22 protein-coding genes and 3 tRNA genes are annotated in these 21,708 nt (G+C 42.8%); 9 read left to right on the forward strand and 16 right to left on the reverse strand.

Annotated elements, in window-relative coordinates; genetic code table 11:
- Nucleotides 1-85: 85 nt before the first annotated feature.
- The 4 genes from RB622_RS29070 to RB622_RS29085 form a co-directional block, all read right to left on the reverse strand.
- Nucleotides 86-235 carry a hypothetical protein gene (locus RB622_RS29070; protein WP_308050342.1) on the reverse strand — a complete coding sequence of 50 codons (150 nt, stop codon included), beginning with the start codon at nt 233-235 and terminating at the stop codon, nt 86-88.
- Nucleotides 236-315: 80 nt separating this feature from the next.
- Nucleotides 316-388: transfer RNA gene (locus tag RB622_RS29075), tRNA-Thr, on the reverse strand.
- Between the two features lie 375 nt (nt 389-763).
- A tRNA-Thr gene (locus RB622_RS29080) sits at nt 764-836 on the reverse strand.
- A 112-nt stretch (nt 837-948) separates the two neighbouring features.
- Nucleotides 949-2,853 carry a DUF349 domain-containing protein gene (locus RB622_RS29085; RefSeq protein ID WP_308050343.1) on the reverse strand — a complete coding sequence of 635 codons (1,905 nt, stop codon included), beginning with the start codon at nt 2,851-2,853 and terminating at the stop codon, nt 949-951.
- A gap of 106 nt (nt 2,854-2,959) precedes the next feature.
- On the opposite strand from RB622_RS29085, the gene pdxH reads away from it, so the two are divergent.
- Nucleotides 2,960-3,601: a pyridoxamine 5'-phosphate oxidase gene (pdxH, locus tag RB622_RS29090; protein ID WP_308050344.1), complete on the forward strand. Its 642-nt coding sequence runs from the start codon at nt 2,960-2,962 to the stop codon at nt 3,599-3,601.
- A 77-nt stretch (nt 3,602-3,678) separates the two neighbouring features.
- Here the strand turns inward: pdxH and RB622_RS29095 are convergent, their stop codons facing one another.
- The 6 genes from RB622_RS29095 to RB622_RS29120 form a co-directional block, all read right to left on the reverse strand.
- A complete protein-coding gene (locus RB622_RS29095; RefSeq protein ID WP_308050345.1) occupies nt 3,679-4,965 on the reverse strand; it encodes a citrate synthase in 1,287 nt (428 codons plus the stop codon).
- Between the two features lie 325 nt (nt 4,966-5,290).
- Nucleotides 5,291-5,746, reverse strand: coding sequence for a hypothetical protein (locus tag RB622_RS29100; protein ID WP_308050346.1), 456 nt, complete (start codon nt 5,744-5,746; stop codon nt 5,291-5,293).
- 54 nt (nt 5,747-5,800) lie between these two features.
- Complete coding sequence (gene miaA, locus RB622_RS29105; RefSeq protein ID WP_308050347.1) at nt 5,801-6,745, reverse strand: tRNA (adenosine(37)-N6)-dimethylallyltransferase MiaA; 945 nt, start codon at nt 6,743-6,745, stop codon at nt 5,801-5,803.
- A 23-nt stretch (nt 6,746-6,768) separates the two neighbouring features.
- Entirely contained in the window at nt 6,769-7,671 is a 903-nt protein-coding gene (locus RB622_RS29110) for a hypothetical protein (RefSeq protein WP_308050348.1), read from the reverse strand.
- Between the two features lie 142 nt (nt 7,672-7,813).
- Nucleotides 7,814-8,422 (reverse strand): OmpW family outer membrane protein, encoded by a 609-nt coding sequence (locus tag RB622_RS29115; protein ID WP_308050349.1) that lies wholly within the window; start codon nt 8,420-8,422, stop codon nt 7,814-7,816.
- 215 nt (nt 8,423-8,637) lie between these two features.
- Nucleotides 8,638-9,492 carry a methylated-DNA--[protein]-cysteine S-methyltransferase gene (locus RB622_RS29120; RefSeq protein ID WP_308050350.1) on the reverse strand — a complete coding sequence of 285 codons (855 nt, stop codon included), beginning with the start codon at nt 9,490-9,492 and terminating at the stop codon, nt 8,638-8,640.
- 161 nt (nt 9,493-9,653) lie between these two features.
- Between RB622_RS29120 and RB622_RS29125 the strand changes: the two genes are divergently transcribed.
- On the forward strand, nt 9,654-10,298 hold the full coding sequence (locus RB622_RS29125) for a cysteine hydrolase (RefSeq protein WP_308050351.1): 645 nt from the start codon (nt 9,654-9,656) through the stop codon (nt 10,296-10,298).
- A gap of 323 nt (nt 10,299-10,621) precedes the next feature.
- Here the strand turns inward: RB622_RS29125 and RB622_RS29130 are convergent, their stop codons facing one another.
- On the reverse strand, nt 10,622-11,605 hold the full coding sequence (locus RB622_RS29130; RefSeq protein ID WP_308050352.1) for a Gfo/Idh/MocA family oxidoreductase: 984 nt from the start codon (nt 11,603-11,605) through the stop codon (nt 10,622-10,624).
- 96 nt (nt 11,606-11,701) lie between these two features.
- Here RB622_RS29130 and RB622_RS29135 point away from each other — a divergent pair, with 96 nt between their 5' ends.
- The 4 genes from RB622_RS29135 to RB622_RS29150 all read left to right on the forward strand — a co-directional run bounded on the left by RB622_RS29135 (nt 11,702) and on the right by RB622_RS29150 (nt 14,795).
- A complete protein-coding gene (locus RB622_RS29135; RefSeq protein WP_308050353.1) occupies nt 11,702-11,923 on the forward strand; it encodes a VF530 family protein in 222 nt (73 codons plus the stop codon).
- A gap of 239 nt (nt 11,924-12,162) precedes the next feature.
- The gene (locus RB622_RS29140) at nt 12,163-13,038 is read left to right on the forward strand and encodes a J domain-containing protein (protein ID WP_308050355.1); all 876 of its coding nucleotides are present in this window, start codon (nt 12,163-12,165) and stop codon (nt 13,036-13,038) included.
- Between the two features lie 11 nt (nt 13,039-13,049).
- On the forward strand, nt 13,050-13,349 hold the full coding sequence (locus tag RB622_RS29145; protein ID WP_308050356.1) for a chaperone modulator CbpM: 300 nt from the start codon (nt 13,050-13,052) through the stop codon (nt 13,347-13,349).
- Nucleotides 13,350-13,559: 210 nt separating this feature from the next.
- Nucleotides 13,560-14,795, forward strand: a complete 1,236-nt coding sequence (locus RB622_RS29150; protein WP_308050357.1) for a DEAD/DEAH box helicase — start codon at nt 13,560-13,562, stop codon at nt 14,793-14,795.
- Between the two features lie 63 nt (nt 14,796-14,858).
- On the opposite strand, the gene RB622_RS29155 is transcribed toward RB622_RS29150, so the two are convergent.
- Entirely contained in the window at nt 14,859-15,494 is a 636-nt protein-coding gene (locus tag RB622_RS29155) for a hypothetical protein (protein WP_308050358.1), read from the reverse strand.
- Nucleotides 15,495-15,668: 174 nt separating this feature from the next.
- Here RB622_RS29155 and RB622_RS29160 point away from each other — a divergent pair.
- Both RB622_RS29160 and RB622_RS29165 read left to right on the forward strand, forming a co-directional pair.
- Nucleotides 15,669-15,741 (forward strand) — tRNA-Lys (locus RB622_RS29160).
- Between the two features lie 226 nt (nt 15,742-15,967).
- Nucleotides 15,968-17,260: a site-specific integrase gene (locus RB622_RS29165; RefSeq protein WP_308050359.1), complete on the forward strand. Its 1,293-nt coding sequence runs from the start codon at nt 15,968-15,970 to the stop codon at nt 17,258-17,260.
- A gap of 281 nt (nt 17,261-17,541) precedes the next feature.
- On the opposite strand, the gene RB622_RS29170 is transcribed toward RB622_RS29165, so the two are convergent.
- Nucleotides 17,542-20,214 carry an ABC transporter permease gene (locus RB622_RS29170; protein WP_308050360.1) on the reverse strand — a complete coding sequence of 891 codons (2,673 nt, stop codon included), beginning with the start codon at nt 20,212-20,214 and terminating at the stop codon, nt 17,542-17,544.
- The gene (locus RB622_RS29175; RefSeq protein ID WP_308050364.1) at nt 20,211-20,546 is read right to left on the reverse strand and encodes a helix-turn-helix transcriptional regulator; all 336 of its coding nucleotides are present in this window, start codon (nt 20,544-20,546) and stop codon (nt 20,211-20,213) included. Before RB622_RS29175 ends, RB622_RS29170 begins: the two co-directional genes overlap by 4 nt.
- A 220-nt stretch (nt 20,547-20,766) precedes the next feature.
- Here RB622_RS29175 and RB622_RS29180 point away from each other — a divergent pair, with 220 nt between their 5' ends.
- Nucleotides 20,767-21,024, forward strand: coding sequence for a tyrosine-type recombinase/integrase (locus RB622_RS29180; RefSeq protein WP_308050361.1), 258 nt, complete (start codon nt 20,767-20,769; stop codon nt 21,022-21,024).
- Nucleotides 21,025-21,116: 92 nt separating this feature from the next.
- Here the strand turns inward: RB622_RS29180 and RB622_RS29185 are convergent, their stop codons facing one another.
- Both RB622_RS29185 and RB622_RS29190 read right to left on the reverse strand, forming a co-directional pair.
- On the reverse strand, nt 21,117-21,320 hold the full coding sequence (locus RB622_RS29185; RefSeq protein ID WP_308050362.1) for a hypothetical protein: 204 nt from the start codon (nt 21,318-21,320) through the stop codon (nt 21,117-21,119).
- Nucleotides 21,317-21,652, reverse strand: coding sequence for a helix-turn-helix domain-containing protein (locus RB622_RS29190; protein ID WP_308050363.1), 336 nt, complete (start codon nt 21,650-21,652; stop codon nt 21,317-21,319). The genes RB622_RS29185 and RB622_RS29190 overlap by 4 nt, the downstream gene beginning before the upstream one ends.
- Between the last annotated feature and the right edge of the window lie 56 nt (nt 21,653-21,708).

Below are 21,708 nucleotides of genomic sequence, written 5' to 3' on the forward strand. Positions count from 1 at the left end.
CTTCTGGCAAAAGGATACGGACTAAGGCTTGATAAGATTCGTTCAACACGCAAACGGGATTGGTTCGGGCTACAAAGCAAATAATTTATTTCATTCCCCCCAACTTTTCAGCTTGATCCGTAGTCATCTGGATGCTATGCTCACCATTTTTCCCTTCTGAGGTCACATTTTTAAATGCACGACGAATGAAGGTTTCGTACGAGTAACCATCGTTGTAAGCGTTTTCATTCGGCATTGTCGTGGCGATTAAATGGTGGGAAAAGCTGTAATAAGCAAAAAGGACTTATCAAATCCGATAAGTCCTTTTGAGTTAAGAGCCTCCAGTCGGGATCGAACCAACGACCTACTGATTACAAGTCAGTTGCTCTACCAGCTGAGCTATGGAGGCCTTTTTTTATGATGCCGTTTGTTATTCCGTTATCATGGTGCAAAAGTAGAAGAATGGACTATATAACGCAAGTTTCAGGACGATTATTTTTTAATTTTTTTAGTTATTTTTCTGCTTGATTTGATAACTGTATTGATTTTTAGGGAATTGGAAAGGAATTTTTTTGAAACTTTTTTTGCTGGCCACGGCATCTGTTGACAAAGATCCTATACAGTTCACAACTTTCCGACTTGATCGGAAAAATCCTATGCACTCCACAAGTTTTTGACTTGATCCCAAATTTTCGGACTGATCCCGATTTTGTAACCATGGATTTCAACCCATGGAAAAACAAAAACCACCTATCAAATTTTGATAGGTGGTTTCAGAACTAAGAGCCTCCAGTCGGGATCGAACCAACGACCTACTGATTACAAGTCAGTTGCTCTACCAGCTGAGCTATGGAGGCCTCTTTTACACTGCGATGCCGTTTGTTATTCCGTAATCGTGGTGCAAAAGTAGAAAAATTATTTTTACTTCATAACTTTTCAGGTAATTATTTTTTAACTTTTTTTGCTGAATCAGATAGCCTCCTGAATGATAGATAGTTGGTGTTTTAGCTCTTCTAGCTGCGCCTGAGCATTACTTATCTTTCTTTCGAATTCTGCTTTCAAACGATCCGAAGTTTTTGACTTCGCGAAGAACTCAATATTATTTTGCCATAGCGAAATATCGTTTTCAAGCTGTGAAACTCTGCGTTTGATATCGTTTTCTTTACGGAAAAGTCCGCGGCTGCTTTCGCCATCACGAATAAGTTCTACTTCACTTTCCAGTACAGCCTGTTCCTTTTCTTTCGTCGACAACTTGCCGATAGCGCTTACATACGTATTTACAGCCGCTATATAACGCTTCTGCGTTGCCTGCATATCTTTTTTCGGTACGAAGCCAATGGAGCTCCATTCGCTCTTGAAAGCGCTTAAAAGATCAAGCGAAGATTCATCTTTGTTAGCCGCAGCAATTTCAACGCGTTCGATCAGATCAATTTTACGTCTCAGATTCTCCTCGAATTCGGCTTCGACCTCTTTATTCTTCGCACGTTTCTGGTCGAAATAAGAGTCACATGCCTTTTTGAAGCGGTCGTAGATCGTATCCTTATATTTTTCAGGGACCTGACCGATCGCTTTCCATTTTTTCTGAAGCTCAATGATCTTCTGCGTATTGGTGGCATTGTCTTCGCCTGTTGCCAGGATTGACTCTGCATCTGCGCAAAGCTGGTTTTTCAATTCCAGATTTTGCTCACGTTTTGATTCCAGCTGGCGGAAGAACTCACCTTTATTATGGAAGAATGTTTTTAGCGTAGCCCAGAATTTCTTGCTCAGCTCTTTTCCTTCTTCACGCGGCATAATGCCTTTCAAAGCAACCCACTGGTCCTGGAACGCCATCACCTCTTTGGTTTTTGCATTCCATTCTTTTATGCTGCCGGAATTATAAGCTGTGAAAGGGACGATCGACTCATAAATTTTGAGTTTTTGATCGTAATTTTCCTGCATCGATTTTTTCTGCTCAGCAAATTGTCCACGCTGTGCATCATACAAATGATCCAGGGCAACTTTAAAACGCTGCCAAAGTTTCTCCTGATCTTCTTTTGGAGCCGGGCCAAGGTGTTTGTAATCTTCGAAAATATGGTTTGCTTCCGCCAGAATTTCACGTGTCATCGGACGTGATTCAAGCGATTTGGCCAGGTCTTCAACTCTTTCGCACAACTCAGCTTTCAGCTCGGCGTTGCGGCGGCGATCCAGTTCTTTCAGTTCGAAATAGATATTACGATTGCTGAAATAACGGTCGATCAGGGCATTGTAAGTAGCCCAAAGCGTTCCGTTATGCGGAGACGAGATATTGCCGGCCGCCTTCCATTCCTCCTGGATCTTCTTAAATTCCTCCCAGCTTGTTTTCATTCCGGAAGCGTCGGTTTCACGCGTTCCTTCGTCTTCCAAAAGTGTACGCAGACGTTGTAAAAGAGACGTTTTTACATTGAAATTTTTCTCTTTCTCTTTTTCGACACTTTGGTAATAAGTATTTTTCAGCCCGCGGATTTCTCTGCTCAGGGCGTCAATTTTTTGCGTTTCCGCGTCATATTTAAATTCAAATCCATCTTCGCTTCCCGAATCAGCTATAAAAGCCTTTAAAGCTGTTTCACGATCTGTGTGCTTGATATGATCCAGAACAGGACGGATTTCACGAGCCAATGCCTCTGCCTTTTTCAAAAGTGACGGCTTAACACCTTCGCTGTTGATCAGTGATAATTCGTTCTCTAATAAGTTAACGAGTTGTTCCTTAGATAATTGATTATAATCTACATCTGGCGCTTCTTCTTCCAGTTCTTCCGTCAACTCATTGTTAAGATCAATTTCAAGGGTATCAATCGTTTTTTGTGTCAGGTCTTCCTGCGCGTTGCTTTCGACCCCTTCTTGTTGTTCTTGTGCCATCGTGATTAATGTTTCGTAAGTACGTCCTGTTATAGAATACAAATCTAACAATCTTTCCTTTGAATTGGCTAATTTTGGGCTCCTAACATTGATATATTACAAAACAATGAATCATAAAATAGCAAATATCAGGTGCGACTACACGTTGAAGGGCTTGCATGAGTCGGAATTGGACGCAAACCCCTTAAATCAGTTCAGGAAATGGTTTGATGAAGTCTTGGAATCAGAGCTTTCTGAACCCAATGCAATGCTCCTGAGCACGGTCGCGAACGGAAGACCGACAGGACGGATTGTGTTGTTGAAGGGCGTTGACCAAGCTGGTTTTTCTTTCTATACCAATTACGAAAGCAAAAAGGGAAAGGAGATCGAAGCAAACCCACAGGTTGCCCTGACTTTTTTTTGGAAAGAGCTGGAACGGCAGGTGCGAATTGAAGGGAAAATAGAAAAAACCTCGGCAAAGGATTCTGACGATTATTTCGCAATTCGTCCACGGGGAAGCCAGCTGGGCGCCTGGGTTTCGCATCAGAGCGAAGTCATTGAAAATCGTGAATTTCTCGAACAAAAGCAAAAAGACTTTGAAGCCAGATTTGAGGGTGGGGTAGTGCCGCGTCCGCCGCACTGGGGTGGGTACAGGGTTATTCCCGATTATGTAGAGTTCTGGCAGGGAAGACCAAGCCGTTTGCACGACAGGCTGGCCTATGTTTTGTCAGAGGGCGGCGTGTGGGAAATTGAAAGACTTTCACCCTGATCGTTGCAACAGTTATTCTTTAATGAAAAAGGGCTGTATCAAATTTTTGATACAGCCCTTTTTCTATCACCGACAGATTATTTTCTTTCGTTCATCACCACGTAATTACGAAGCGGAGCACCAACGTAAACCTGACGCGGACGTCCGATTGGCTCTTTGTTGGTACGCATTTCTTTCCATTGCGCAATCCATCCCGGAAGACGCCCGATCGCGAACATGACGGTGAACATATTCGTAGGGATACCCAATGCACGGTAAATAATTCCTGAGTAAAAATCTACGTTCGGATACAGTTTGCGTGAAACGAAATATGGATCTTCCAAAGCCGCTTTTTCAAGTTTCTGAGCGATTTCAAGAACAGGATCATTAATACCCAGTTTGTTCAAAACATCGTCAGCTGCCTTTTTGATGATCTTCGCACGCGGGTCAAAGTTTTTGTAAACACGGTGACCGAAACCAAACAAACGGAAACCGCTTGCTTTGTCTTTCGCCATATCAATATATTTCTGAACGTCCCCACCATCATTTTTGATTGCTTCAAGCATTTCAATCACTTCCTGGTTCGCACCGCCGTGGAGAGGTCCCCATAATGCACTGATACCCGAAGAAATGGAAGAATAAATATTAGCATGGGAAGAACCAACCAGTCTTACTGTTGAAGTAGAGCAGTTTTGTTCGTGGTCAGCATGCAGAATAAGTAACTTGTTCAATGCCGATGAAACAACAGGGTCAACCTGATATTCTGCAACGGGCAGAGAAAACATCATGCTTAGGAAATTTGAACAATAATCAAGGCTGTTTTTTGGGTAATTTACCGGATGCCCCTGTGATTTTTTGTAAGACCAGGTCGCGATTGTAGGCAATTTTGATAGCAAACGAATGATATGAAGTTGCGTCGTTTCAGGACCGTCCAAATCAACCGTTTCAGGATAAAATGCACTCATAGCGCTTACCAGTGATGACAAAACACCCATTGGATGCGCATTTACCGGGAAACCTTCAAAAATTTTACGCATGTCCTCGTTGACAAGGGTATGCGTTCTGATCTCATGTTCAAAAGTCTTAAATTCCTCCTGAGTAGGCAATTCACCATATATAAGCAGATAAGCAACTTCAAGAAAAGAAGATTTTTCCGCAAGCTCTTCAATTGAATATCCACGGTAATTCAGGATTCCTTCCTCGCCATCTAAAAATGTTATTGCACTTTTTGTTGCACCCGTATTTTTATAACCTGCATCAATCGTTATGAATCCAGTCTGGTCACGCAATTTTGCAATATCAATGGCCTTTTCTTGTTCACTCCCTTCTATTATTGGAAATTGATAATTTTTACCTTCAATGATTAATTCAGCTATTTCGGACATATAAATTAAGAATAAAATTAAAAGGTTAGTTACTAAATATATGTTGATGGCGGTTAGTTAGTTCAAAGTCCCTTCCTGCCTCTGATATACTGTGACGATGTGTTAATTTAAAATTAAATTTAAAACTCAGATTAACCATCGGAAAACAAGGGGCGCAATATCCTAAAAAACCTTGTACTTTCTATTATTATCTGTGTTTAATTTGTGAAAATTCAAGGTAAGGGGTATATTATTTGACAATTTTAAGTATTAATTAGAATATTCTATTGTTTCCGGAATTTTGAACCTGTTTCGGATACTTAAGTAGTAAAAACGTGTTTTACGCTTACAAGCGGGATACTTCACTGCCTTGGTCCGGAAGGGGATTCTTTTTTTTACGAAGATGCAATTGTGCTTTCACTAAATATCTTCCAAAAAGGCCAATCAAAATGATCGGCAGCAGATGGGCTCCATAAATGAATGCTTTCCCGGTGATCCGGTATGCAAAAGACGAGAAGGTGATAAACACATAGCCAAACCAGAAAGTGCTGACAGCCAACAGCAATCCATAACACAATGTCGCTTTTTTATAACCGACGAAACGGTATAGCAGCTCACTGATAGCGAGTGAAAGACCGACGACGATAACAACGGTAAGCAGTGCTTTCGGAAATGTTTGTATATAGGAATGTTTGTAAACGAGCACACCAATTTTCCCTATTAAATTCGGATGTGCGAGCAGATAAGCGTCTGTAACACTTAAAACGAGCAGGAGTAAAACGCTGCTTAACTTGATATTCATAAAAGTAATCGGATTTGTATCACGGAAATCTGTTGGAAGTTTCCCGTGCGTTATTCATTGGTTTTGTTTGAATTTTTCGAGTTCGCTGATAACGAACGAGATGTTCTCTTCCTCGGTTTTTGACTGATCCAGCCAGTGGATTTTCATTCCATCCTTTTCCATTTTTCGGAAAAAGGTCATTTGTCGCTTCGCAAACCGGTGGATTTCTGTTTCGAGTTTTTTCGACATCTGATCATAGGTCAGCGCGCCGGTAAGGTATTCGGTTATGTATTTATATTCGAGTCCATAATAAATCAGTTGCTCGGCAGAAAGTCCGGAGGCCAAAAGCGCTTCGACCTCCTGAATCAAACCATGTTCTAACCTATAACTAAGACGTTGGCTGATACGTTCACGGCGTATTTCTGCGGCAGGGTTCAAACCAAAAATAACAGGATTGTATTCAAAAGAAGCTGTGTCTTCGATTTGTTTTTCAATCTCCGGGTTTTGAATGAGAAATGTAGAAATTTCAATGGCGCGGATCAGTCTTTTTCGCGTAGAGGTGTCGGCCCGGTCAAGGTATGAACTTTCGAGTTCCGTAAAAATGGTGCGCAATGCTTCATACGTCTTGTCTTCCAGGATTTCGCGTAAGTTCTCATCAACCGGAATTTCTGTGTAACCCTGACTGTTTAACAAGGCGTAGAGATAAAAACCCGTCCCGCCGCAGGCAATCGGTGTCTGATTTTGATTTACAACCTGTTGGTAGGCTTCCTGAAAATCATGTTTAAAAAGACTGATGTTATATTTTTCACCGGCATCGAGGATATCGATGAGGTGATAGGGAACAGGCTGTCCGTCCACAACATATTCGTCCAGATCCTTCCCTGTGCCGATATTCATGCCCTTATATACCTGGCGTGAGTCTGCACTTAAAATGGCGCCATTGATCCGACTTGCAATACGGGTTGCCAAATGTGTCTTTCCGGAGGCTGTCGGGCCTAAAATGATGGGTAATGGATTCAAAAGAATAAAAGGTAAAGTAGAGTTTAACGCGCGTTATAAGAAGCCAAAATCTCCCGGACAAATTTACGACTTCCTGCATTATAAACTTCAACCAAATTACCCTGATCGGGTTTTTTAACACCTGGATATCGTATGTTGGATGCGGTGTCGAGCCAAAAAGTCATCGGTGGTTTGTCGGAAACAGCTTCAAATCTGAGCCTTTTGTAGCTTGCCCCGTCCGACCATTCCAGGTCTGCATAGGTCATGAGGTCGTCTGGCTGACAATCTTTGATAAATTCGTTAAGCAATTTGTCAAAACCTCCGACTACCGTGGTGTGCAATAAATTGGCGAACCTGATGAGCTCATAGGAGCGAAAAGGCCTGCCGTTTCGTTCGAAAATACGCGGGGCTCCAAACGTTGCCACGCAGACAAGTATTTCCTCTTGGGATGTATCGAATTGACTATCAGTTTTAAGGATTCGAAAGTAGTGGTTTGGGAGGAATAGACCGTAACGTAATTTGGAAGAAACGGAACGCTGCAAATGGTTTCGGTTCAGAAAGGCTGCCGCAGTCGGTTTGTCGATTCGCCTGGCTTTTGTCATTCTTCCCGGGATTCGTTGGGAAATGCCGAGCAGGGCGCTGATCCGCGACTGAACGATTTCTTTTTCCGTTAGCCAAATATCTTCCCAAAGCGTCAGACAGGAAATTCCCTGTTTTCTGATGTTTTCCTGTTTTGAAATCAGTTTTGAAAATTGAGCCGCCGACTCGTCTTTTCGCCCAATCCAGGTTTTTAGATTGATTAAGATGATCACCAGAAGGGTTTGCTCTGCCGACTGTATGGTCAGGAAATCAAAAAGTCCGTCCGTGTCCCGTTTGATTGAGCAGTCCTTATTTATTGACGAAAGCCAATTTAAAACTTCTTCTGTAAATGCGGGTACGGGAATCAATGTTGATTTTGCAATTTATCAAATAAACGGCAAGGTAACCAGTAGCATGGTTGGAACAAAAAATAAGACGTGACTTTCGCGGCACGTCTTATCGGATTAAGGTATTAATGTACTGATTTTGTTATTTGTTCAGTTTCGGAATTTATTTTTTACCAATTCCAAAAATCAGTCCGACGTTTATACCGCCAAATTGCTTGGTTGATTCAAAATCAACATTTCCAGCATTACCGGTGTTGGCGCTGTTATCCTTGTTTCCGAAGATAAAATGGTAAATACCTTCCACCTGAAGCCCTATGTTATCGCTTAGCGCGAAGACTACCCCAATTCTTGGCGCTGCGCCAAAGTTGGTATGGTTCTTTGACGCTGCAATCTTCTCTCCGTTAAATTTGGCATCATATTTGGAAAGGTATACACCGGCATCACCTCCAAGATAGGGACGGATTGCGCCCGTCAGAAAGAAATAATCCAGGGTTCCCGTTACCGGGATCAATGTTCCGTTGTAACTCAATGTTTGGCCTGCTACCCGATAATCCGTGCCGTCGGTATAAATTTTCCCCGCAACACCAATGGCAAAATTCGGTGATGCGAATACACGCAAATTTACACCGCCACCGGCGATTGTTTTGGAGTCACTCAGGTCAGATTTGGCTACGCCTCCCTGCAAACCCAGGGAAAGCTGGGCGAATCCGGCTGAATGTAATAACAGCAGCAACGCCGTTACGCCTGTTAAGCGAATTAAAAAGGTTTTCATGGTTTCCGTTTTTAGTTAGGTGGACGATTGTAAGATCAATCACCAATATTGAACCAGCGAAAACAGATTTGTTCCCAAAACAGCTTCCTGCGCTGATTATCAGAATTGTATTGGTCCGGAGCAGGTTTTAAAAGGAATTTATTTTCAAGTCGGCAGCGGAGATTCGGTGCATATTATCACCAAAATGGGGCGAATCAGCGCAGATGGAAGTGTTTTTAGTATACCAAATCGTTGTCGGATTTGGCAGCCTCCCAGCCAATCAAAGCCTTTTTTCTCAAACTTCCCCAACGATATTCACCCAGAATCCCTTCTTTTCTGATCACACGGTGGCAGGGAATCAGGAACGCAATCGGATTGTCGCCGACAGCAGTGCCCACCGCCCGAACTGCTTTGGGATTTCCGATGCTGTTGGCAATTTGCTGATAAGTCGTGACGGCACCCTGCGGGATCGTCAACAAAGCCTCCCAGACTTTCAGCTGGAAATTTGTTCCCTGTACCAGAAGCGGTAACCGGTCCAGCGAGCTCAGATGAGGTGCAAAGATTCGGTTGACATAATTTTCAGTGACCACCTGATTCGCCTCAATGGATGCGAAATGCCATTTTTTGCCAAGGAGTATCAGCTGATGATCTTTGGTTTGCTCATCCACGAAGGCCATCGCGCATATTCCGCGTTCGGTTACGGCGATAAAACATTCACCAAAAGGCGTTGAATGAAACCCATAATGGATCTGCAAACCTTTCCCGCCTGTTTTATATTCCTGCGGGGTAACGGCTTCAATTCCGGTAAAAAGGTCATAAACCCGGCTTTGGCTGGAAAGTCCTGCGGCTTCTGCGAGCTCCACCAGATTCGTTGATTCCTTGATTTTTTCTTTGAGATAATCGGCCGTAATGTATTGCAAAAATTTCTTGGGGCTTACACCCGCCCATTCCGTAAACATCCGTTGAAAATGAAACTGACTTATGCTGACTTCTTCGGCTACTTCAAACAGCGAGGGCTGCTTTTTTGCATTTTCAGATATGAACGCAATTGCCTTTGCAATTTTTTCATAATTATAAGTTTCCTGATCCATGTGATTGTTAATTTGTTAGGCAAAGGTGCTCTGAAAAAGCCGGGAGCTCAACCCAAAACTTGCTGTTTATTTTCAAAAATACCCAAAACTGAAATACGGAAACCTGACGGATTGTAGTTATATTCACAGGTAAGTATTAATTATTCAATAAAGAAACCACAATGGAATTAAACCCGAAAGAAACCGCTCTTGTTTTGATTGAATTTCAAAACGATTTCACGTCAGAAGGAGGTATATTTTATGGCGCTGTGAAAGGCGTAATGGATAATAATAACATGCTTCAAAATACCGTCGACACGGTAAAGGCAGCAAGAGAAGCCGGGGTGAATGTTGTGTACGTGCCGATCTCTTTTACGGAAGATTATCATGAAATTACTACAAAACCGTATGGCATTATGAAAGGCGTTATTGATAACGGCGCTTTCAAGAAAAATACCTGGGGTATAGAAATTGTTGACGTTTTGACACCTGAAAAAGGGGATGTTATTATTGAAGGAAAACGCAGTTTCTGCGGATTTGCCAGCACCAACCTGGATTATATCCTGCGCAGTACCGGTGTGAAAAACGTTGTATTGGCTGGTTACTTGACCAACTGCTGTGTGGAATCGACCATGCGTACGGCGTATGACAAAGGTTATAATGTAATTACACTGACAGACTGCTGTGCGACGCTAAGCCAGGCCGAGCATGACAACGCCCTGAAAAGTGACTTCCCGATGTTCAGTCAGCCTATGGCGCATACCGAATTTATTGCGGTATTGGAAAACGAAAAGGAACTGGAATTGAAGGGAAAGGGATACGAATAAGCACCCGTTGAAGGAACAAGACTACTGAAACATTGAAAGAACGAAAAGAGCTCCGCAGGGTTTATGCTGCGGAGCTCTTTTCGTAAATATAGGATTGGGAGGCAAAAATCAATATTCTTTTTTGCTGTCTTTTTTCGCCTTTTTTTCAGCGCGTTTTTCTTTTAAATTCTTTTCAGGCTCTTTTTTTGTGCTGCCCTTGTCAAGATTTTTACCCTTTGCCATGACTATTAAGATTTAGAGTTTATGATATTTGAATAACTGAAATAACAGCAGTTTTTGTATCGCAAGCTACCTAAAATTTTAAAGATTTCACTAATCCATTTTCATTTCCCTTTGGTGATCCAATCCATGATAAGGTTGGCCCTTGCCCCTGTAAGGCCGGAACTCGGGCTTTTTCCTTCTCCCCGCAATTCTTTTACAATAAGGTCAATGAGCGGTTGCTGGACATGTTCAGGGTAGGGGATGTTATAAACTTCCGTGCCTGATTCTGTTTCAACAATGATATCACATTTCTCAAAAAAAGAAAAACTGATCCGTCCTCTGGAGCCAATAATTTGCGCGTGGTCTTCCCGTTGTTCTTTATTAATGGTATAACACCATACGCCATTGCCAAGCACGCCGGATTCAAATTCAAAGTTGGCCACGGTAATATCATCAGCTTCATACAGTCCGGCCTGGTTGCGGGCAATGCCACGGGCTTGTTTGATCGGCCCCAAAACATATTCCAGATAATTAAACTGATGAGAAGCCAGGTCATGAAAATGTCCGCCACCTGAAATTTCAGGCTGGACGCGCCACCTTGGTTTTCGGAGTTCTCCCACTTCTTCATCGTAAGGCTGCCATTGCAAGGTGATGTTCACGTAGCGGATATCGCCAATAACATTGCTGTAAATAAGTTCTTTAAGTTTTGTGAAATAGGGGAGCGAGCGGCGGTAATAGGCAACAAAAAGCGGAACACCCGTTTCTTCACTCACGGCATTCATCCGGTCGCACTCGGCAGCATCCATTGCCATGGGTTTTTCAACATAAACTGGTTTTCCCGCACGCATTGCTTTTTCTGCGTAGGCTTCGTGGACATTGGGAGGTGTTGCAATGTAAACAGCATTAACTTCGGGGTCATTGATCAGGTCGTCCACGTCACTGTACCATTTGGGAACACCGTGGCGTTTGGCATAATCTTCCGCCAGCGTGGCGTCGCGGCGCATGACAGCAACCAGTTGTGAGTTTGGTACTTTGTTAAAAGCCGGCCCGCTCTTTACTTCGGTCACGTTACCGCAGCCTATTATTCCCCATTTTATTTGATCCATAACATCTGATTTTACGTTGAACTTATAAGTAAGCGGAATAAGTATCTATTCTAATCAAATTTCCTTTTACCTTTGAAGATTTATTAAATTTTACGCATGGAAGGCCAACCCAATAATCCGCTGCACGGAAAAACACTTGAAGTAATTTTGAACGAACTGGTTGATTATTATGGATGGGAGCAACTCGGATATCATATCAATATTAATAGTTTTCAGCATGAGCCCAGTGTTAAGTCGAGCCTTAAATTTCTGAGGAAAACACCCTGGGCCAGAAAAAAAGTTGAAGATCTTTACATAAAAATGCTGGACAGGAAATAGGACTTTTTATATGTTTTGCTCATGTACTATTAAAGTATAAAATGTTTTTGTGGGCTGATACTCGGATTTTTGCAGTCGTCTTGATATAGACATACAATGCTTTTATACATAAAAGACTGGAATTTCTTACCGGGATAAGATGTTAACGTGCAGAGATTTGACCAATTTATTTTTTTAAAATATACAACCTTAAAACGAATTTAGGTAAGTTACTATCGAATAACTTCATCAAATAAATCATGGCTTTCGTTGATTATTACCAAATACTGGGTGTAGATAAAAGTGCCACCGACAAGGATATTAAAACCGCATACAGAAAATTAGCCCGTAAATATCACCCTGATGTCAATCCCAATGACAAAGAGGCACAGAAGAAATTTCAGGAGTTAAATGAGGCGAATGAAGTGCTCAGTGACCCTGAAAAGAGAAAGAAATACGATCAGTATGGAAAAGATTGGGAACAGGGGGCAGAATATGAAAAAGCCAGAAAGGCCCGTGCATCGGCAAATCAGGGAGGTCAGTATGGCGGCGATAATTTCTCTGATTTTTTTGAGTCGATGTTTGGAAGCAGTACTGGATTTGGCGGCGGCCGGGGCAGGCAAACACGTTTCAGAGGGCAGGATTATCAGGCAGAACTTCATTTGACATTAGCCGATGCGTACGAGACACACAAGCAGACGTTAACGGTCAACGGCAAAAATATTCGTATTACCGTTCCGGCCGGTGTTGAGAATGGACAAAATATAAAAATTCCGGGACATGGCGGTCCGGGTAGTAATGGCGGGCCCAACGGCGATTTGTTTATCACTTTTACCGTAGCAAAAGACGAAAAGTACAAACGCCTTAATAATGACCTATATGTGACAGCTGATCTGGATTTGTACACGACCGTTTTGGGTGGAGAATTTATTCTGGAAACGTTGAGCGGAAAAGTAAAACTTCCCGTGAAGCCGGAAACACAAAATGGCAGTGTTGTGCGTTTGAAAGGCAAGGGATTTCCCGTGTATAAACAGGAGGGGAAGTTTGGTGATTTATACGTTACGTTCAACGTGAAAATCCCGACAAATCTTACGGAAAGACAAAAAGAACTGTTCGCTGAATTAGCAAAATCCTAATCTTTGATGGTATGGAAACCGAGCAACTGATTTCAATCGAAATATTTTGTAATCAATACAATGTTGAATATTCGTTTGTTCAGTCTTTGGGAGAGGCGGGTTTGATCGATACCGTGGTGATTCAGGAAACCCGGTATATTTATATTCCCCAATTGCAAAAACTGGAAAGCATCATCAGGCTTCACGAGGATCTGGATGTCAATCTGGAAGGTATTGAAGTGGTTCATCATTTGTTAAGGCGGGTCGAAAGTATGCAAAATGAAATTGTATTACTTAAAAACAGGCTTCGGTTTTTTGAGTCAAATGATTAAAATGCATTGGCTGCAAATCTTGTGTAGTGAACGTTTTTCTATCTGGAAAATAAGATACCTGTGTTAAATAATACGGTTTTAGGCGTGCGGAAATCATTTTTGCAGCATACCATTTCATCAAAAAATAACGAATGCGAAATAAGGGCGTATCTTTGCGATATGTTACATGAAGGCAATTGAACAATTCGCTGCCTGATCATACCCGTATTTATGAAATTTGAAGATTATCACATTGTCCCTGAAATAAAGCGAAGCCTGGAAAAGGCTGGTTTTAAAAAGCCGACAGATATACAGTTTAAAGCCATCCAGCCCATCATGAAAGGTGAAGATGTGCTTGCGATTGCGCAGACAGGGACAGGGAAAACGGCGGCTTTCGCCATTCCCGTTATAGATATTTTACATCGCAGAAAATCAGGCAGCCGGCCGGATGGTATTAAATGTGTTGTCATGGTTCCTACCAGAGAGCTGGCTATACAGATTACCGAGGTTTTCGACAGAATTGGACAATACACGAAGGTTAAAGCTTTCAGCGTTTTCGGGGGGGTAGAACAGGGTCCTCAAATAGCGCAGCTTGAAAAAGGTATAGATATACTTGTGGCAACTCCGGGACGTATGTTTGACCTGGTAAGCCAGGGGTATATTAAGCTCAATCGGGTCGAAGTACTTGTTTTAGACGAGGCCGATCATATGCTGGATTTAGGATTTATTAAAGATATTCAGGATTTGATAAAGTTTCTTCCCAATACCCGGCAGACGCTGTTTTTTTCTGCAACGATTAACGAGAAAATTAAAAAACTTGCTTATTCGCTGGTACGTAACGCGATTCGTATCCAAATTTCGCCGAATGATAAAGTTGCCAAAAACATTACGCATTCCGTTGCCTTTATTGGTATGGATGATAAACGTTTTTTCCTGGAACGGGTGGTATCGGAGAATCCTGAAAGTAAGATATTGGTTTTTGTCAGGACCAAAGTTCGTGCGGAAAGGGTTTTTAAGGCATTGGAGAGGATGGGCATCAAAAGTATAACCATCCACGGCGACAAGGAGCAGGAGGACAGGCTTGAGGCGATGAGTCAGTTTAGAAAAGGGGATATTAAAATATTGATTGCCACAGACGTAAGTGCGCGGGGGATTGATATTGCCAATGTAGATTTTGTAGTAAATTATGATTTGCCTGATCAGGCAGAAAATTACGTGCACAGAGTGGGGCGTACGGGCCGCGGTACTCAGAAAGGCCTCGCGGTTTCTTTTTGCAGCCCGGAGGAAAAACCAATGCTTGATGAAATTCAGACGTTTTTGGGCAAACCGATCGAAGTTTTGAAGATCAGCGTCAATGATTATACCGAAACGATCGATTTCAGCGCCGAACCCAAGGATGACTTAAAATCACTGATGAAAGAGGTGGAAGATTTTGAGTCTAAAAAGAAGAAGAAAAAGAAAAAATAGATCGACCGTTTCTCCAACAAAAAGCCTGCGAAATTGAATATTTCGCAGGCTTTTTGTTGGGGTTTATATGTGCCAGAGGTCGTTTTGGCGGATGTAGACGATCTTATTGTCCCATATGACACGATCCCAGTGGTCAATTGAGCCCACTATGATGAGTTTATGACCCTTCCCGACCTTTTCGATGACCGGAGAGGCGGAAGACGGCTCACCCCTCAAAAATGTGTTTTCGTTAATAACGATACAGGTTTTATAGAGAGACGGTACATTTAATAGCCCGAGCAGTGCAATGAGATAAAGGATAATGGAAATTTTATGGATTCTTAAAATTGCTTCCTTCCGGTGGACTTTCAATAGCATGATGAAGACAATATATGCGCCCAGGCTGAGAAGTAAAATGGGGATGTAATCGCCATATCTTCGGTAGAAAATGATAAAATAATTGTAGTCGTCGAATTCATATCCTTTCAGATTTTGCTCCGAAGCGAGCTTATCCATCTTTTCAAATAGTTTTCTGGATGGTGTAATCAAAGCTAATTTACTAAGATAATAGAGGCAATTGGTGTAGTCATTTGTCTTTTCGGATAAAAAGGCGAGCTTCAAAAGCAGACTTTGATTATTTTTTTCATCATTTCCGAAATTTTTTTTGTAGAGCATAGAAGCCTCCGTGTACCTCGCCATAGCGAACAGAGAATCAGCCATTTTTAACTCATTTCGATCGGCAGAAAACGCTTCATATTTGGGTAATATTAGATCCAAAATGATCCATAATATTACTTTATTATTTAAGTGGGCTTGCATTTGACTTTTAAGAATTCTACTTTTGCATCGCAATTACGGAAAACACTTCGGCTATTCCAACTCAAAAAATTGTTTGATTCCGTAGCTCAGCTGGTAGAGCAATACACTTTTAATGTATGGGTCCTGGGTTCGAATCCCAGCGGGATCACAAAAGGCACACGAAAGTGTGCCTTTCTTGTTTAAAATGCATTGATTTTCAGCACATTTAACAAAAAAGCAGGTTATTCTGAATCAAGATAAATCAAACCATTCGGTCACCTATTCGGTCACCACTTGGATTTGGTAAATTAGGTGACCGAATGAATGTTTGATTGAGGCGATTTGATTTAAGGTTCTCCCGGAACATTTATTTCTAACCTTAAAATGTGTTGAAGATGAAATTCAAACAAAATTTATCCCTGCTGCTGTGGCTCTACCGGGGAAAAGCATCCAAAGACGGAAAAGCTCCGATCTATTTGCGTATTACCATTGACGGACTTGACACGGACATTTCGCTGGGCCAGAAAGTCCACCCGGATTTCTGGGATGGGGAGGCCAAACAGGTCAGAAGCACCGGGCTGGAAGCGAAAATGATCAACCAAAAGATCATGCAGGCGCAGACAGACCTTCAAAGGCACTTCATGATGCTGCAAGTCCAGTTTGACCGGGTTACACCAGCGATGCTAAAAAATGTTTACCTGGGCGTGCCTGCCATGCAAGAAAAGAGGACCTCGGGGCAAACCCCTCAACCGGGCAGCACACTGCTGAATGCTTTTGATGAGTTTATCGCCACCTTTGAGAAGAAGGCAGAGAAGGGGCTACGTTCCAGTGGGACGCTCAGGCACTGGCGCTCGACCCGAAAAAAGGTAGAGGCCTTCATCGCCTACCGGTACCACCGACGTGATCTGGAATTTTCTGAGATTGATCATTTGTTTGCTGACGAGTTCTACGACTATCTCACCTTGCATCAACAGCAGCCGCTTTCAGAAGTTACAGCAAAGAAACAGGTCAAGTGGACGCGCCAGATTGTCAAGATCGGTGTGAAGAAAAAAGTGATCGCCAGTAACCCGCTGGAAGGTTTCATCTGCTCAGGTGGAAACAAGGAAGTACAGCCCCTGGAGCTGCTCGAAGTAGAGTCGATTTATCAGAAAGAGATATCCATTGACCGTATTGCCGAAGTGAGGGATGCTTTTATTTTTCAATGTTTTACAGGCTTTGCCTATCAGGATATGTATAATCTGAGCCCGGACAATATCATCCGGGTGGGTAGGGCAGGTGAGAAATGGCTGATCAAAGACCGGGGAAAAACGGATGTGACTGAAATGGTGCCGATCCTTCCGATCGTTCAGGAATTGATCGATAAATACAAAAACCATTCTTACTGCAAAATCAACAACCGACTAATTCCGGTGAACAGTAATTACCGCTACAATGTGTATTTGAAAGAACTGGCGGTGATCTGTGGAGTCCGTAGAGAGCTCAACACGCACTTGGCCCGTCACACGTTTGCGGATATCATGCTGAACAGTGGTGTCCCGCTGGAAGACGTGGGCAAAATGCTGGGCCATCGTAATATCCGGACGACACAGCGGTATGCGCGTGTCCGTAAAAACCGGATCAGTGAAAATATGGCCAAGGTGAAAGGGAAACTGTTTACCAAATCAGGTAAGCTGAAAGCTGTCGCTTAAAAAGAAACCCACCGCTGCCCAAGCGGCAACGGTGGGTTTCCCAAATATTTGTGCTACTACCGTTCAGAATTGTAATTACCTAAACTTAATCTGTTTTAGATTCATTGTCGGTGCACCTTTCCCAGTCGGCAACTAGCTTCCAAAACAAAACTATGGCTTTGTCATTTTTCCACGGTTTATTGGTTAGAAAAATACGAATGAGCTAGCAGCTTTGGAGCGAAAAATAGTAGATACACAGTACCATGCAAAGAAACTTGAACAAGATGCGCCTTCGTTAATTTTTAATCACTTCTCAAACTTATAACCGGATCCATCAAAGCTGCTTTAATGCTTTGCCACGATACAGTTAGGATTGCCAACACAGTTGTCAGTAATCCGGATAAAGCGAAGATCCACCATTTAATTTCGGTCTTATAAGCAAAATCCTGAAGCCAGCGGTGCATGCCAAACCAGGCGATCGGTGAAGCAATCAAAATAGCTAGTAAAATTAAAACTAGAAACTCTTTTGAGAGCATTCCCGCAATTTCTGCTACAGAGGCGCCCAAGACTTTTCGTACGCCAATTTCTCTTGTCCGCTGCGCAGCTGAAAAAGTCGCCAGGCCGAACAGTCCCAGGCAAGCGATCACAATTGCAATGAATGTAAAATAGGCAATGATGTTAGCAGTACGCTGGTCTTTCTCATATCGCCTTTGAAAATCCTGATCAAGAAACGAATAAGTAAAAGGTGTGTCAGAGCCTATTTTTTTCCACAATTTTTCAAAGTCCGAAATTAACTTGGGATAGTCTCCCTGGCGCACATCTGCGATCAGGTATTGATGCTTTTGTGTAATGAAGGTGGTAAGGGCATAAGGTCGGATTGCCGTGTGTAAGCTTTCAAAATTAAAATCTTTCACTACACCAATTATCTGAGCTTCGCGGCGGGCATTCCCAAACTCATAATATAATCGCTTCCCGATAGCCGTTGCGGCATCAAATCCCAATTTTTTCACGGCCGCTTCATTCAGAATTATACTACTCGAATCCCCTCCGAATTCTTTTGAAAAAGGCCTCCCTGCTACCATGCTGAATCCCAAGGTTTCAATATATTCCGTTTCCACAGTTGCAAAGTGAATGTCAATGGCCTGCTGTACAGTTTGGTTTTCTTTATAGAAAAGCAAGTCTTCCATCGTTTCAACTCCTGGATGAACCGAGCCAGCCGAGACCGATACAACACGCGGATCTCGAAGAAGTTCATTCTTTAAAACAGAATAGTTAGCCGAAGTCTTGGCGCTCTTCAAGGGAATGATCAATTTCTGACCTTTGTCAAATCCGAGATTCTGGTTTTGGATAAATGATAGCTGCTGCCAGGCAACCACTGCTCCCAGGATCAGGATAATTGAAATCGTGAACTGAAAAACAACCAGCCCTTTGCGTAATGCGATTGCCGCCAAACTTCTCAGGACTTTTCCTTTCAACACGCTCACCGGCCTGAATGAAGACAAATAAAACGCGGGATAAAGGCCCGCAAACAGGCCAGTTAGTAAAGTCACCACTGACATCCAAATCAATAGCAGAGGATCATTAAAAAGTTGCAGCTGTTTGCCTATCAAATTGTTTAATGACGGAAGTAAGATCACCGTCAATCCCAGCGCCATAAGTAAGGCTAGCAAGGACATAATCATTGATTCTCCCAAAAATTGCAATATGAGTGACTCCCGATAAGCGCCCATTGCTTTGCGGATCCCCACTTCCCTTGCTCTTTTTTCGGACCGGGCAGTGCTCAGGTTCATGAAATTGATGCAAGCAATCAGCAGGATAAAGATACCAATAGAGCCAAAAATATATAGATAAGTAATGCTTCCATTGGGAGAGAGTTCATTCCCAATGTTGGATTTGAGATAAATATCAGTCACAGGTTGCAGAAACAGGCTTTTCGAAATCCCCATTGCTTTCAAATCGTTTCCTCCCCTGCGCGATAGGAATTCAGGTAACTTAGCCTCAAAACTTTTGACATCTGCTCCTGGCAGGAGTTTTATATACGTGTGAAACAGATTATTGACCGCCCAATTCCTCTGCTCAGTAACCCAGCCGCCAATATCCGTATTTTGCATAGAAAGCAGTAAATGCGCATTGATATGCGACTTATTGTTATCCCTAAAAACGCCGGTGACGTTATAATCGAAAGTGCCAAATGCCAAGCCTATTTTAACAACTTTTCCAACTGGATTTTCATTGCCAAACATTTTTTCAGCGACTTTTTCAGAGAGCACTACCGTGTTTGGAAGATTAAGTGCCCTGTTGGCGGATCCGAACTTGAAATCATAGTTGAATACCTCGAATAGGGTTGAATCTGCATAGTAGGCATTTTGTTCAAAAAATTCCTTTCTGCTACTGCCTTCGCCGTATTTTAAAAGAACCTCTTCAAATCCGGAAAACTTTAATATGCGTGCCGATACCGCTACTTCTGGAAAATCTTGTTTCAAGCCGGAAGCTACTGGCCCGGCCAACGCTGACCATTTTTCTGTTGGGGTAGCCAAGCAAACTCTGAACAGTCGGTCGGAATCTGCATGGTGCTTGTCTACGCGCCACTCGTCTGCCATATAAAGGATAATCATCAGGCCAGTAGCCAGTCCGAGTGCCAGACCAAAAATATTGATGGCCGAATATACTTTGCTGTTACGAAGGTTCCTAAAAGCAATTTTAAAATAGTTGTTAAGCATATCAAAGCTAAAATATGGGTGTGACGAAAATTCAGAAGAACTCTTTCTAATAAACTGAGGCTTTATAAAGCCCAGGACTTCAAGACCATATCGCCACCGTGCTTTACGCAAACCATAGAGTTTGAGCCGATAGTGAAATTCTTCGAGTAGGTCACCTTGAATAGTTTCAAGCATGTCCGGAGTGCAGAGGCGGCCGAGCAACCAGTCAGCCCAGCGCGGCGGTTTTGGGCCGTTTTTTTCAGATGGGTTCATCATTTTACGGAAAGTTTAAACGGATTCAACAACCTGCTCCAGAAGCTCTCTCTTACCTGCTGAATCTCCTGCAAAGTGCGCTGACCTAGTGCAGTCACACTGAATAGCTTTTTGCGCCTGCCTCCACGTTCAGCCGTGGGCTGGCCCATTGTCGATTTCACCATTCCTTTTTCTTCCAGACGCGCCAAAGCAGCGTGGACCTGGTTTAACCGCAAGTCTCGGCCAGTCTGGGCAATGATTTCGTGTGTTATTACAACGCCATACGCGTCACCATCTATCACCGCGACCGTTAATAGTACAATCTCTTCGAATTCTCCCAGATAGTTACGCTTCATATCGCCATTAATTCTATTTTTGCTGATCAAATATCCTGCCAAAGAAACAGTTTTGTAAATATATCTCATAATTAGATAGTTATATATTTTTTATAGGTGTGCGTTGTCCGAAAATGAACATGGGATGTCCGATTTTGGTGCCGATCCTTCCGATCGTTCAGGAGCTGATGGGCAAATATAAGAACCACTCGTACTGTAAAATCAGCAACCGGCTATCCCGGTGAACAGCAATTACCGTTACAATGTGTATTTGAAAGAACTGACGGTGATCTGCGGAATCCGCAGGGAGCTCAACACGCATTTGGCCCGTCATACGTTTGCAGATATCATGCTGAATAGCGGTGTGCCGCTCGAAGACGTGAGCAAAATGCTGGGGCACCGTAATATCCGAACAACACAGCGGTATGCCAGGGTCCGTAAAAATCGGATCAGTGAAAATATAGCCAAAGTGAGAGGGAAACTGAAAGCCGTGGCTTAAAAGAACCCACCACTGCTAAATCGGCAGTGGTGGGTTACAAACAATGAGACAGGTTAATTAAAAGCAGCAAAAATGCAAGGCTATAAATCTTTTCACCTGTTCCAGATCCAATGCCAGGCGCACCGTTTCCAGTCTGCGATTAATTTGCCGCCAGGATTGAGCCAGCGTTTTTCTGCGTAGTGCTGGAAAAATTCCCGAGCGGTCTTCTCACGGTGACCGGCCTGGATAAAATAGATCTCCACGTGTTTTCGGCTTGGCGGAACCTGTGCACCCAAGCCAGTCAAAGCTGACTTCATCTGTTGACTAAATTTTTAGTAGCCGGTGTCTTGTTACTTTCAAACATCTTGATGATGTCCTCCCGGTCGTAATAGATGACTCCGCCAAGCCGCATGAAAGCAAGCTTACGACTTGCGCGAAGCATGTGCAGTTTACCAGGGGAGATATCCAACATTTTTCTGACCTCGCTGGATTTAAGCCATTTTTTAGCAGGAAGCCCCTGGTCACTTTTAATCATCTCTCGAAGCGCTTCGAGCATGTCGGTCTTGAAATTTTCAAGGTCGGCTGTTGTGACAAGCTGGTCTTTGAACATGACATCTCTTTTCTCACTTTCCTTTCCCTTCGTCGTCATTTTCTTACACTTTTAATGATTGAATAAATTGAGCTTTTCTCTCAAACGAGGCATGG

Origin of the sequence: Dyadobacter sp. LHD-138, from assembly GCF_030929615.1 — a bacterium.
Taxonomy (GTDB): Bacteria; Bacteroidota; Bacteroidia; order Cytophagales; family Spirosomataceae; genus Dyadobacter.

Coding starts and splice junctions, on each gene's coding strand:
- RB622_RS29155 (WP_308050358.1), bottom strand. CDS start 15,494: ATGGCTGATTCTCTGTTCGCTATGGCGAGGTACACGGAGGCTTCTATG.
- RB622_RS29135 (WP_308050353.1), top strand. CDS start 11,702: ATGGAAGGCCAACCCAATAATCCGCTGCACGGAAAAACACTTGAAGTA.
- RB622_RS29115 (WP_308050349.1), bottom strand. CDS start 8,422: ATGAAAACCTTTTTAATTCGCTTAACAGGCGTAACGGCGTTGCTGCTG.
- RB622_RS29125 (WP_308050351.1), top strand. CDS start 9,654: ATGGAATTAAACCCGAAAGAAACCGCTCTTGTTTTGATTGAATTTCAA.
- RB622_RS29165 (WP_308050359.1), top strand. CDS start 15,968: ATGAAATTCAAACAAAATTTATCCCTGCTGCTGTGGCTCTACCGGGGA.
- RB622_RS29150 (WP_308050357.1), top strand. CDS start 13,560: ATGAAATTTGAAGATTATCACATTGTCCCTGAAATAAAGCGAAGCCTG.
- RB622_RS29070 (WP_308050342.1), bottom strand. CDS start 235: ATGCCGAATGAAAACGCTTACAACGATGGTTACTCGTACGAAACCTTC.
- RB622_RS29120 (WP_308050350.1), bottom strand. CDS start 9,492: ATGGATCAGGAAACTTATAATTATGAAAAAATTGCAAAGGCAATTGCG.
- RB622_RS29130 (WP_308050352.1), bottom strand. CDS start 11,605: ATGGATCAAATAAAATGGGGAATAATAGGCTGCGGTAACGTGACCGAA.
- RB622_RS29185 (WP_308050362.1), bottom strand. CDS start 21,320: ATGAAGTCAGCTTTGACTGGCTTGGGTGCACAGGTTCCGCCAAGCCGA.
- RB622_RS29190 (WP_308050363.1), bottom strand. CDS start 21,652: ATGACGACGAAGGGAAAGGAAAGTGAGAAAAGAGATGTCATGTTCAAA.
- RB622_RS29100 (WP_308050346.1), bottom strand. CDS start 5,746: ATGAATATCAAGTTAAGCAGCGTTTTACTCCTGCTCGTTTTAAGTGTT.
- RB622_RS29095 (WP_308050345.1), bottom strand. CDS start 4,965: ATGTCCGAAATAGCTGAATTAATCATTGAAGGTAAAAATTATCAATTT.
- RB622_RS29085 (WP_308050343.1), bottom strand. CDS start 2,853: ATGGCACAAGAACAACAAGAAGGGGTCGAAAGCAACGCGCAGGAAGAC.
- RB622_RS29140 (WP_308050355.1), top strand. CDS start 12,163: ATGGCTTTCGTTGATTATTACCAAATACTGGGTGTAGATAAAAGTGCC.
- RB622_RS29175 (WP_308050364.1), bottom strand. CDS start 20,546: ATGAAGCGTAACTATCTGGGAGAATTCGAAGAGATTGTACTATTAACG.
- RB622_RS29145 (WP_308050356.1), top strand. CDS start 13,050: ATGGAAACCGAGCAACTGATTTCAATCGAAATATTTTGTAATCAATAC.
- RB622_RS29170 (WP_308050360.1), bottom strand. CDS start 20,214: ATGATGAACCCATCTGAAAAAAACGGCCCAAAACCGCCGCGCTGGGCT.
- pdxH (WP_308050344.1), top strand. CDS start 2,960: ATGAATCATAAAATAGCAAATATCAGGTGCGACTACACGTTGAAGGGC.